This window comes from Moorella naiadis (nom. illeg.) (assembly GCF_051020825.1).
GTDB lineage: Bacteria > Bacillota > DSM-521 > Neomoorellales > Neomoorellaceae > Neomoorella > Neomoorella naiadis.
Genome location: NZ_JAXGFQ010000005.1, coordinates 149,581 through 160,700, shown reverse-complemented (window position 1 = coordinate 160,700; position 11,120 = coordinate 149,581). Strand labels below are relative to the sequence as shown.

At 59.7% G+C, this 11,120-nt stretch carries 9 protein-coding genes and 1 pseudogene; all 10 read right to left on the bottom strand.

Going from position 1 to position 11,120, the window contains the following annotated elements; all coding sequences use genetic code 11:
• Window positions 1-197, bottom strand: a pseudogene (locus tag SDD30_RS05205) (3-isopropylmalate dehydratase large subunit); the annotation flags it as partial.
• Window positions 198-226: 29 nt separating this feature from the next.
• Complete coding sequence (locus SDD30_RS05200) at window positions 227-1,108, bottom strand: isocitrate lyase/PEP mutase family protein (RefSeq protein ID WP_434073874.1); 882 nt, start codon at window positions 1,106-1,108, stop codon at window positions 227-229.
• A gap of 16 nt (window positions 1,109-1,124) precedes the next feature.
• Window positions 1,125-2,558, bottom strand: coding sequence for a glutamate mutase L (locus SDD30_RS05195; protein ID WP_434073863.1), 1,434 nt, complete (start codon window positions 2,556-2,558; stop codon window positions 1,125-1,127).
• A 12-nt stretch (window positions 2,559-2,570) separates the two neighbouring features.
• Entirely contained in the window at window positions 2,571-3,725 is a 1,155-nt protein-coding gene (locus SDD30_RS05190) for a 2-methylaconitate cis-trans isomerase PrpF family protein (RefSeq protein ID WP_434073862.1), read from the bottom strand.
• Between the two features lie 90 nt (window positions 3,726-3,815).
• Entirely contained in the window at window positions 3,816-5,669 is a 1,854-nt protein-coding gene (locus SDD30_RS05185) for a cobalamin-dependent protein (RefSeq protein ID WP_434073861.1), read from the bottom strand.
• Between the two features lie 22 nt (window positions 5,670-5,691).
• On the bottom strand, window positions 5,692-7,128 hold the full coding sequence (locus SDD30_RS05180) for an L-serine ammonia-lyase, iron-sulfur-dependent, subunit alpha (RefSeq protein WP_434073860.1): 1,437 nt from the start codon (window positions 7,126-7,128) through the stop codon (window positions 5,692-5,694).
• Window positions 7,112-8,011: an NAD(P)-dependent oxidoreductase gene (locus tag SDD30_RS05175; RefSeq protein ID WP_434073859.1), complete on the bottom strand. Its 900-nt coding sequence runs from the start codon at window positions 8,009-8,011 to the stop codon at window positions 7,112-7,114. Before SDD30_RS05175 ends, SDD30_RS05180 begins: the two co-directional genes overlap by 17 nt.
• Before the next feature lie 158 nt (window positions 8,012-8,169).
• Entirely contained in the window at window positions 8,170-8,748 is a 579-nt protein-coding gene (locus SDD30_RS05170) for an amino acid synthesis family protein (RefSeq protein ID WP_434073858.1), read from the bottom strand.
• A 23-nt stretch (window positions 8,749-8,771) separates the two neighbouring features.
• Complete coding sequence (locus SDD30_RS05165; RefSeq protein WP_434073857.1) at window positions 8,772-9,608, bottom strand: UPF0280 family protein; 837 nt, start codon at window positions 9,606-9,608, stop codon at window positions 8,772-8,774.
• Window positions 9,608-11,116, bottom strand: a complete 1,509-nt coding sequence (locus SDD30_RS05160) for a DUF362 domain-containing protein (RefSeq protein ID WP_434073856.1) — start codon at window positions 11,114-11,116, stop codon at window positions 9,608-9,610. The genes SDD30_RS05165 and SDD30_RS05160 overlap by 1 nt, the downstream gene beginning before the upstream one ends.
• Window positions 11,117-11,120: the final 4 nt, after the last annotated feature.

Genomic DNA, 11,120 nt, shown 5'->3' with positions numbered 1-11,120 from the left:
TGGTCCGGCACCAGGACCACCCGCTCCGGGTCGAAGACCTTCTTGACGCCGAGTTTTTTAAACTCCTGGATGGCCAGGGGGGCGGTGATGTCGTTCCCCAGGGCCAGGTCCATCCGGGCGTTGATGAGCTGGCCGGGCTCCACCGCCTCTAACCCGGCGTGGGCGGCCAGGATCTTTTCCGTTATGGTCATGCCCATCTGGTGTTATCCCTTCTTCCTACTATCTACTATTTACCGCAGCAACCGTTAGTGGCATAGAGCTTTTCGAGCTCCTTGATCTTCGGCAAACCAATCAATTGATTAAAGTCACTGAAGGGGAGCATCTGGTTCATAAAGTCCCTGGTCGTACCCCTGGCCTTCAGAGTTGCCATTAGTTCTATCAACGCCCTGGCCGCCGTATAAACCGAGGCCGTGGGGAAAATAACCAGGCTGTAACCCAATTGCTCCAGCTCTTTAACCGTGAGCAAAGGGGTACGGCCACCTTCGACCATATTGGCCAGGACCGGCACTTTAAAAGAAGAACAGATCTGCTTCATTTCTTCCACCGTTTCCGGCGATTCGATGAAGAGGACGTCAGCGCCGGCAGCTTCGTAAGCCTTACCCCGGGCGATGGCCTCTGCCAGGCCCCTGCTGGTCCGGGCGTCCGTCCGGGCGATGATTACTAGGTCGGGGTCGCGCCGGGCCGCCACGGCAGCCTTAATTTTGTTGACCATTTCTTCTACCGGCACCACCTGGCGGTCGAGCATATGGCCACACTTTTTCGGTGAAACCTGATCCTCCAGCTGGACAGCCGCCGCCCCGGCTTTCTCATATTCCTGGACCGTCCGGATGGTATTAACGGCATTGCCAAAGCCGGTATCAGCGTCGGCGATGACTGGAATGGTGACGGCCGCCGCCGTGTTGTTGAGCCTGGTGGCCATTTCCGTCATGGTGAGCAGTCCCACATCGGGCTGGCCCAGGTGGCTGGCTGCCTGGCCGTAGCCGGTAAAATAGACGGCCTCAAAACCAGCCTGCTCAATGATTTTAGCCGTCAGGACATCATGGGCCCCCGGTGCCACTAGAATTTGTTGCTGGTTCAACAGCTGCCGTAGCCTGGTTGTAGGTCGCATCATTGCTTCCTCTCCCTCAATTTCCATGTTGTGATGTAAAGTACTGCCTGGCAAAATGCAGGGTCGCATACGGGTAATAGGGAGCCAGCAGCCCCAGGGAATACAAAAGATAATGACGGTCAATGATGATCTCCGGGTTCTCGGGTAAAAGGGAGATTCCCCGGTTGGCCAGGGCCTCCCGGACAATCCCCCTGGCTTCCTCTTCGGGCAAGGCCGTAAAAATACCGCCAACCGTAATGATATATTGAACCCCGCGCAGGTCCCGGCCCGTAGGCGTTCCCGGGGCAAGCCCCAAAACCGGGTCATACTCCTGGCTCAAGCACCCGGCATGGCGCTTCAGGGCCGTTTCTACGGCCGCTATGGCCAGGCCGCGATCAAAGTGGCGCTCCTCATCGTTACCGGCCAGGGTTTCCGTTTGCTCTTCGGCCCGGCTGCAGTAGGCTAGTAGTCTCTTTTCCTGCTCGTCATTAATCGCCAGCCCGGCCCGAAGCAAAACCTGACGCGGTCCCACTGTCTCCACAACCCCCCGGCAGCTGACCCGCAAGCCTAGATTTCCTTCCACTGTCCGGTAGGCTACCTGTTTTTCATTAGTTAAAATTAGGCCCCGCTCTTCCAGGGGTAGTCCCTCTAGTTCCGGGATAATTGAATGGACATCGGTAGTTGCTCCGCCCAGATCTACAACAACCAGGCTTCCCAGGCCTTTTTCTTCATAATGGCCCCGGGCCAGGAGTTCGGCGCCCATGAGGACGGCTCCGGGGGTGGGTATAATTTTCCCCCCGGGTATTAAGCCTTCCAGGTAACGCAGGCCTGGCGCCCGGGTAATCTGGCGGATAAACTCTCCATGGATGGCTTCCCGGGCCGGCTGGACCCTTAACTCATGGATAGTGGGCATGACATTGGCCACCCGCCGGCACCGGATGCCGGCGGCCGCCAAAATCGCGTCTACCTCAGCCTGGCTCTGGCTGTTACCGGCGATAATCACCACCGCCGGCAACTTTAAAGCGGCCAGCAGGCGCGCATTTTGAATAATAGCTTCGGTGTCGCCGCCGTCGGTGCCGCCGGTAAGAAGCACAATATCCGGCTTGATCTCCAGCAGGACCTCCCGGCGGTAGGCCGGGGTGTCTTCTTCGGACAGGACCTCCAGGACCCTGGCGCCGGCGTTCATGGCCACTTCCAGGGCGGCTTTGGCCGTCACCCGCGGCATATAGCCGATGGCTACCATCCGCAGGCCCCCGGCGGCGCTACTGGAGGCCAGGACCTGTTGGCCGGCCAAGTCAGCCAGCCGGGGGGAGCCAGGTAAATTGCTTAATGCCGCCTCCAGGCCAACGCGAATATCCTTGACCGTCGTCGGCGCCTGGGCCCGCGCCTGCCATACTAAACGGCCCTGCATGAGCCGGTAAGCATTTACCTTGGTAAAGGTGCTGCCAACATCAAAGGCTTTAATCTCCATCGCCAACAACCCTCATGGTCGCAATTTTTCCGGTACCACATAAACATAGCCATCCATAATCCGCCTAGCGGTGCGGCCCACGGCGGCCCTTTCCAGGGTGACCTCGCCATCCCTGGTACTGGCCGCCACCTCAATGGTAATAACTCCTGCCGGATGGCCGATGCGGATTAAACCCGCGTGGCGCTGGGAAAACGCATTAACAATGGTCCCGGGAATAGCGGCGGCCGCACCGGTGCAGGTGGTGCCCGTACCGGCGTAGGTCTTATGCATGACCTGCATGTACATCAACCGGGAAACAAAGTCGACCTCTTCTGCTTTAATCAATCTCTGGTTGGTAAAGCTATGGTAATCCCGGGGTGGGGCGACAAAGGCCAGCATGGGGAAGGCGGGGATACGCCGGCTGGCTTCCTCCGGCGTAGCCGCCAGGCCCATGGCGCAGGCCCCCAGGGCACGAATCTTCTCCAGGAGTCCCAGGAGTTCCGGGTTGCCATCCACTTCGGCTGGGGTTTCGGTACCTGTTAGGCCCAGGTCGGCCGCCCGGACAAAAACCATGGGGTTGGCCGCATCGACCAGGGATACCTCCAGACGGCCGTGGCCGGGAACATCTAGGACATCAACAGGTCGTCCCGTAGGTAGAAGTTTACCCGTAGCCGCCCCAGCTGTGCCGGCAAAATTGAGCATAATCTGCGCCCCTGTACCCGGCACCCCGTCAATTTGATAATCCCCCGTCACTGCGGCTTTGCCGTCCTTGACCGGCACCTCAGCAATAATTATCTTACCGGTGTTGGTATTGTGAATCCGGACCCTGGTCACGGGTTCTTCGGCCCGTACTAGACCCTCGTCAATGGCGAAGGGGCCTACGGCCGCCGAGATATTGCCGCAGTTGCCGGAGTAGTCGATTAGTGGTTCTTTGATGCTAACCTGGCCGAAGGTATAATCGACGTCGGCGTCAGGCCGGGACGGCGGCCCGATGATGGCCATTTTGCTGGTCAGGGGATCAGCCCCGCCCAGGCCGTCAATCTGCCGTACATCCGGGCTGCCGAAAATGGCTAATACGACCCGGTCCCGCAGGGCCGGATCCCGGGGCAAATCGTTTTCGTGCAGGAATATACCCTTGCTGGTCCCACCCCTGAGGATGGCACATTTGATCCGTAACATCTCACTCAATGATCTCGACCTCCTTAAATGGCGACCGGCGACTAATGTCCAAAGGAAGGCTCCCCCATCGGCTAGCGACGGATATTAGCCAATACGAGTTTATTTGCTACTTTCGCTCTCCTGCAGGTGCTCCCGGACCCAGGCTACCGGTTCCTGGGGATCGGTCCCCGGGCCAAAAAAGGCATCAACGCCGATAAAGCCCGGTCCCTCAGTTTTGATTTTCCCTTCCAGTTCGGCGTGTTCTTCCTCTTTTTCCGCAATGCGCCCGCCAGCTATAACCAGGACTTTATCCCGCAAGCCGAGCTCCTTTAAGCGCTGATCCAGGCGAGGGAAGAGGGTGACCCCCAGGCCGAGGAGATTACTTACCCCGACTACCTGGGCCTTGCTCTCGGCGACCACTTCCGCCACCGTCTCCGGCAGGTTCATTCCCCGCATGTAGATTACCTCAAAGCCGGCCTGCTGGAAGGCTTCGCGGATCTGGTTGATGCCCACGACATGGGCATCGGCCCCTACAGTGGCCAGGACAACTTTGGCCTTTTCCGTAACCGGGGGTACTGGTGGAACTGAAACTTCCTCCTGGCTGAAATCTAAATATCCAGGATCAATCATAGCCGGGCCGTAACCCGGTACATAACGGCGAATGCCGTCCCGGTCACGATGGGTTTTAACCGCCCGTTTCAAATCCCAACCGCCGGCCCGGGGTGCATCCAAAATCCCCTGTTTGCCGGCAGCTACAATCTTCTCGATTAACTCCTCTTGCTCAAAACGCCGCCAGAAATCAGCCGTTATATCTTCAGGTGCCGGCAGGGATTTTAAGCCCAAGGTAGCCGCCAGGACGGCCATGGCTTCAGTCAGGATAATTTCTTCCCGCCGGTCGATGGCCGGGTCATTAATGGTAATGGGGGCCATATTCTCAAAAATGTTCTGGGTGGCCCAAATAGCGTGGCCCATGGATTCGCCGGTGGGAATACCAACGGTTTCGGCCGCCTTGGGCCGGTAGAAATTGGTCCCGCCAAGCCTGGCCGCCATGGCCATGCGGGCGAAGTGCCCCTGCTCGGCGATTAAATCCGGCGGCGGGCTCTGAAAGGTTTCCGGCACTACGATGAGGGCTTCGCTCCACATTACCCGGCGGAAGGCGCGAATAGCGGCCAGGTCGGCCAGGAGGTTGATGCCGGCGATATTCATTTGCAGGGCGCCCAGCTCCGGCGGCAGGCCAGCCAGTACGGCCAGGCCTTCGGCCAGGAGGCAACCAGCCAGGCCGGAGCCGTCGGTGCCGCCGATATTGTTCAGGTGTTTATGGGACTCGATCTGGACGTAGATATTGTTCTCGGCGCAAATCTCCAAGGCCTTAAAGCCATTCTCAACCTTGGTTTTATAATCGTGAATGCCCCGACCGCCAAAGTGGACATGGATCACCGGGCCGATATCAGTCCCATCAAAGCCGGCGATAAAGGCATTAAGGATGGAAAGGTGGGGCGTATCGCCGGTGGCGTTGATGCGCAGGGGATGGACGGCACCCCCGCCCAGCTGCACAAATTCCCGCTCGCCCCGGGGAGTAATGCCGCCTTTACCCCGGGATTGTTCAATCAGCTCTGCCCCGTCCAAGGGGTCGATATGGCGGGTGGCCTCGGAATGGACAAAGTGAAACAGTTTAATACCCAATTGTTCGGCAATGGCGTACATATCCCGGGACTGCTTCATGGTCTCGGCCGCGGTGTTACGGCCCAGGATAGGGTTCTGAACCGGTATCCCGCTCCGGGCGGCCTGGCGCGCCAGTTCAGTCAAACGATGCCCATCCCGGACCACGCCGGCCACCTCCCGCGGGTAGGGCGCCGGCAACCCCTTAACCGAGCCGCCGGGTCCTATATCCGGCATGGTAACGTCAAAGATCTTGGCATAAGCCCGCACCCGGTCAATGTCTTCGTTAATAATCCTGTGCGTCTTTTCCTGCATAATCCTCGCTCCTATACTTTCGCTAAGGTACGACTACGATGCCTAACCTTTGCGCTGCTTCCCGGGCTGCCTGCAGGGAAGGAACGGCCTCTACCAGGGCCAGGCGACCGCCGCCGCGATTACGGGCGTCAACCATAACCCGGCCGGCGCTGGTCTCTATTGTCACCCGCTGTAACTGCGGTTCATTGGCTTTTTTAATCTCCACCTGGATGCCCAGCCGGGGCAATTCGTCCATGATCCGGTGATAGCTCTGGCTGTCGGCCGTGCTGGCGCCATAAACAGCACCCATGAGAATACCGGGGATATTGATGGCCCGCCGGGCAAAAAGCTCCGGGTAGAGTTCGATCAGCACCTTTTTAATCATTGCCCCGCCAGCCAGGGTGTGGGCGATCCGGGCGGTATTGGTAGGTGAACCTACGGCCTGGCTGCTACCGCCTACTACCACTTCACCAAAGGGCGCCGTCAGGGGATTGGTCAGTTCCGCCAGCCGGGCGACTTCGGCACGGGCCTGACCGGCTATTGCCCTTCGTCTCTGTTCTTCTTCATCTTTAACCTGAGCCTCAATATAACGGTCCACCCGGGGGTCGCTTTTGAAATAGGCTTCCATGTAGCGAATAACTTCCGGTACAATCGTACGCGCCGAAACCTGGTGGGCCTTGGCAGCCAGGGCCAGCATGACATCGATCGGAACGTTGACGGGGATATCTGTTTTGGTGGCGAGCCGGGCCGCCAGCTGGCCAAGCATCAGAGCCCCCCCTATATGAGTAGCACACAGGCCGGGAACCATGACCCTGGGGGTACAGGGGACGCCGATGGTCGGCGAGAGGGCGAGAACCACGGCCCGTTCTACCTCCCGAGGACCGCCCCCGGCCAGCTCCACCAGGGCGGCCGCCGTGCCGCTGGCCCCGGCTCCCAGGCCCTCCATATTGCAACCGGTCGTGGTCTTGCCGGCGCGGAAGAAGCTGCCTACCTTAAGGAGCACGGCTACAGCCGGCCAGACCTCTTCCGCCGGGTATCTCTCCAGCAGGGCTGCCGTCAGACCGCTAAAAACGCAGGCGTCACCGGTCCCGGCGCAGGGCGCCAGCCCCACCAGGTGGTTGCCCACCTGGGCGGCCAGGGTAAGGCTGACGGCCCGGTCCAGCAAGGAATCGTCCGTAATCTGACCGGGCTGGCTGGTTAACTCGTAGCCCACCTGCCCCAGAAGAAAACTGCTGCTGCCCCTGGTCATTCCCAATTGCACAGCCTGGAGGTTGTGGTCGAAGGCGGCCGCCACTCCGGCCAGCACTTCCTCCGGCGCGAGGTCCTGGCGCGCGCAGGCTTCGGCCAGGGCCGCCTCGCTGACCCGGGCCGTAAATTGCCCTGCTAATTTTAAGATGGCGCCCAGGGTTAAAGGCTGAGGTGAGCCGGTTTTCCCGGCCAGGTATTGGGTTATTGCCTGAACTTTATCCTTGCGGATCATGGCGTACCTCCACCCCGGCTGCTTCTTCCCAAACTTTTATAACTGCGGCTATATCCTGGCTCCCCAATCCGCGAGCCCGGGCCAGGGCGTATACCTGGCGCGCCAGACCACCAAGCATCAGGGGAACGTCATTCTCCCGGGCGGTCTGCAGGGCCAGATCCAGGTCCTTGGCCTGCAGATCGATGGCAAACCCGGGTTCAAAACGCCCCGGCAGGACAAAATTAGGTACTTTGGCTTGAAAGGCGTAGCTCTGGCCGGAACTGCTGCCGATGATTTCCCACATAACTTCCGGTTTGAGGCCGGCTTTCGCTCCCAGCACCAGGGCTTCGGCTACGGCAGCCATATTAATCCCCAGCAACAAATTATTCACTACTTTGACGGCATCCCCGGCGCCGCTTTCACCGACGTGATAAATCTTTGCACCCAGGCACTCCAGCACCGGTTTAACCTGATTAAAAACCTCTTCCGGGCCGCCGACCATGATGGTCAATTTACCGGCCCTGGCCCCGCTTACGCCCCCGGAAACCGGGGCGTCCAGGTAAGCAATCTGCTTTTGGGCGGCCAGGGTCGCCATTTTACGACTGTCGCCAGGGCCGACGCTGCTCATGTCGATAACTACCAAACCGGGCCGGGCACCGGCAAAAACACCCTTTTCCCCCGCCATGACCCCGGCGACAATGGCGGCGTTAGGTAGCATGGTGATTAAAACATCGACCTGACCGGCTACCACCGCCGGTGTCTCCCCGGCCCGGGCCCCTGCCTTTACCAGTTCCTCGACAGCCACTGGGATGACGTCATTAACTACCAGTTCGTGTCCATTTTTTATCAGATTCAGGGCCATGGGGCGGCCCATGTTCCCCAGGCCGATAAAACCAATCAGCATCCGCCGTTCCTCCTCACAATCCGCCATTTAACGGGGGTGACAGGGGTAGCCTGCCATCGCCTCCCCGTCAGGTCATATCCCCCCTTATGACTTTATTAGTTATTGCCCACCGCAATGGGTGTAGAGGGGCGGCAGGTTGCCCTGCCGCCTGCTCCCAACTACCGCAAACCGTCTTCGCACTTAGCCTCTTCTTTCTTTAAGCCACCAATCCGTGGCAAGGGCCGGCCCCCTTCGGTGACGACGGCGCAGACGACAATTTCGTCGGCTTTGGGTGCGTCGGGGACCCGTACTTCCATGGCATCATAGTGGCTGCGGACAAAACAGGCATTCTTATAATGCAGGGGTACATCAATGGCCGTCCCCATACCGCCCCGTTTCTTGGCCGAAGGGATAATGGCCTTGCCTTCGTACACGGCCGCGCGGAAGGGTTTACCCATTTTGGGGTGTAAGATGGCCGCCCCGTGCTCCAGTTCACCGTTTTCACCGATAATAGCGGCTTTGCCGTAGCTGTCTACCTCTTGAGGATCAATGCCCAGGGCGTCGACTGCCTTTTTGCCCAGCAATCCGCCCAGTTCTTCCCCGGCATCCATTAGCTCGGCAAGGTCCTCAACATACCGGCCGGCAAAGGGGTTCTTGATGACTGCCATGGCTGCTGCCTTACGTACCGGTTTGGCCAGGGTCTTTTCCCCTTCGATCAAGGTCTCTTCAACGATGGTGACGATTTTCCTGATTTCCATAATTCCTGCCTCCTAATAAAATTTTATAGAATTGGATGGACCAGGTAATCAGGATACTGGCGCATTTTACCGTTAAGAAATACTACTGCTCCTCTAAGCACACCCGCTTCTACCAGCTGGCGGCCTTTCGCTATCCCCCGTTCCAGGGCCGTATCCTGTAGTTCTGCCGCCAGGGGACCGACGGCGGTGGTTACCAGGAGGTCCGGGATATCGGTAGCCGGGTCAAGCTCCCGCGCCGGGCGGCGCTGGATCAACGGAGAATCAACATTCACGGCGTTCCCCAGGACGGTGGCGCAGGCATCGGCGACCGCCGCGGTAGAAGCAACAGCTACGGCCGCGTCGGCAATCCCCAAGGTAAAGCTGCGCCCGCCCCGGCCGCTGGTGGCTATACCGCCAAGATGGTCCCCTGCCTTAACCTCCAGGTAGTGGGAGGGGGCTACACCCAGGCGCGGGGCGATGCCGACCCGGGTCTTCTCCCCCCGGCCGAGGTGGATGGCGATATCACCGCCGTTATTGACCAGAACTTTGGTTGCTCCCTGCTCGACCAGGTAGTCGCCAACCAGTTCCGCTATGGTACCGGCGACGGCTGCCATGGGCGTAAGCTCCGGTGCGCCAGTGGTTTTAACGGCAAGATACATCCGCTGCAGAACTCGCGGCCAACCTTCAGAACCGGCAAGCAGGGGCCAGGGTTGGCGGGCCAGGGGTAGGTAGCGTTGTAAATCCCCCAGCCACCCGCTTACCAGTTCTTCCAGCCGGCGCCATTCCCGCCCCAGGGGCCGGCCCCGGCGCTCGGCCGTGACGCTCATCTGCACCGGGCCGATATCCAGCAGGGCGCGAAAGGGGTCCAGTAATTTAAACATTAATCATTGACCCCGGCGACAACTTCTTCCACGGGGCGCAGGCGGTGAAGGTGGCCGCCGATGCGCTCATAGGTGCTCTTCAGCATGGTATATTCCACCGGGGCTACTGTGGCCGGTGTCGGTACCCAGTAAAAGGCCGCCGGGGCCGCCACCTTTTCGACATCCACCATGAAATTGATGCCGCCGCCGGGCAGGAGCATGGCCGGTGCCCCCCCGATGGTCAGTTTTATTTCACCCCGGTGGACGGCCCGGGTAAGCTCTACCGGTAATGTAGTTACCCCGGCCCGGGCCGAACCGCCGGTGCCGCCGACATAAAGGGCCGAGACCCTGGCTTCTTCGCAGTTGGCGGCGATAAGGTCCACCACCTTCTTGACTTCCGGCGTCAAGGGTATCTCCCGGACGTCACCATCAGCCAGGATTTCGAAGAGGGCCGCTTTACGGGCTGTGGTCTCGGTGACCAGGATACGCATCCCCGGCCGGGCGATCTGCATATTAATGGCTTTGATGGCCAGGCGGGGATCGGTAATGGTGGTACCTCCCCAGCCATTACCGGGGTCGCCGAAATAACGACCGCGGGTGCTCTTACGCCCGGCCGGGACGACGCCGCTATAAGTCATGCCGACCTCCTGGCCGGCCAGATGTTCGGAGAAGAGGCCGACAATATGGTGGTCGAGGATAATGGCCTCATCCACCACCCCCTTCAGGTCGCGGGCAAAGAGACCGATGGTGGCGCTGCCACACCCCACCCGCATGGTGGTATCCTCCTGGCCGTCGATTACCGGGCGGTGCCCTACCTGGAGTTCCAACTTGCCGCCATTTTCCACCTTTAAGGTCACCCGCCGGCCGTTGGCCAGGTCGACAATCGTCCGGGCGGCCATAAAGCCAAACTTGCCGGTTAAAAGGTTAGCGCCGCCGATATAGAGCATCTTCGAGCCATATTCCTCGGTATCGACCATGCCCACTACCTGGCCGTCGCGGCGGACCCTGGCGCCTTCCTCACCCAGGTGCAGGTTGGTATCAATCTTTACTTTGATACCGCTGTAGCTTAAGGGTGCCTCCGTTACGACGGTCACGACCTCAATATCGCCCCGCTTACCCTGGACAATATAAGGAGCCGGCCGCGGGCAGGGATACTCGGTCCCGGCGCCGATGGCCGTAATCAAGGGCCATTCTATTTCCGGCGGTGGCATTACCGGCCTGGGGGCGCTGGTAACCAGGGGGCGGTTACGGATTAGCTTACCATGGATATTGGTATAACGGCGGCAAGCGCCGGTAAAACCCTCCTGGACCTGGCATTGGACCGGGCAGTGGCTGCAGGTGACACTCCCGGCATAGGCTTCTTCTATCTTTTGTGCCGCACCCCGGTTGCAGACCCGGGTGCAGATGCCGCAGGAAGAACACCCGGCCCCGATGCTGGCCTTCTTTGCGGCTATGATTATGCATTCCAGGGGGCAATTCCGGGCGCAAAGGCCGCAGCCGTTACATAGTTCCAGGTCAATCTTGACCATCAAA

Bases quoted from the DNA above. Each gene is read 5' to 3' on its own strand.
- SDD30_RS05200 (WP_434073874.1), bottom strand. From the start codon at position 1,108: ATGCGACCTACAACCAGGCTACGGCAGCTGTTGAACCAGCAACAAATT.
- SDD30_RS05195 (WP_434073863.1), bottom strand. From the start codon at position 2,558: ATGGAGATTAAAGCCTTTGATGTTGGCAGCACCTTTACCAAGGTAAAT.
- SDD30_RS05185 (WP_434073861.1), bottom strand. From the start codon at position 5,669: ATGCAGGAAAAGACGCACAGGATTATTAACGAAGACATTGACCGGGTG.
- SDD30_RS05180 (WP_434073860.1), bottom strand. From the start codon at position 7,128: ATGATCCGCAAGGATAAAGTTCAGGCAATAACCCAATACCTGGCCGGG.
- SDD30_RS05175 (WP_434073859.1), bottom strand. From the start codon at position 8,011: ATGCTGATTGGTTTTATCGGCCTGGGGAACATGGGCCGCCCCATGGCC.
- SDD30_RS05170 (WP_434073858.1), bottom strand. From the start codon at position 8,748: ATGGAAATCAGGAAAATCGTCACCATCGTTGAAGAGACCTTGATCGAA.
- SDD30_RS05165 (WP_434073857.1), bottom strand. From the start codon at position 9,608: ATGTTTAAATTACTGGACCCCTTTCGCGCCCTGCTGGATATCGGCCCG.
- SDD30_RS05160 (WP_434073856.1), bottom strand. From the start codon at position 11,116: ATGGTCAAGATTGACCTGGAACTATGTAACGGCTGCGGCCTTTGCGCC.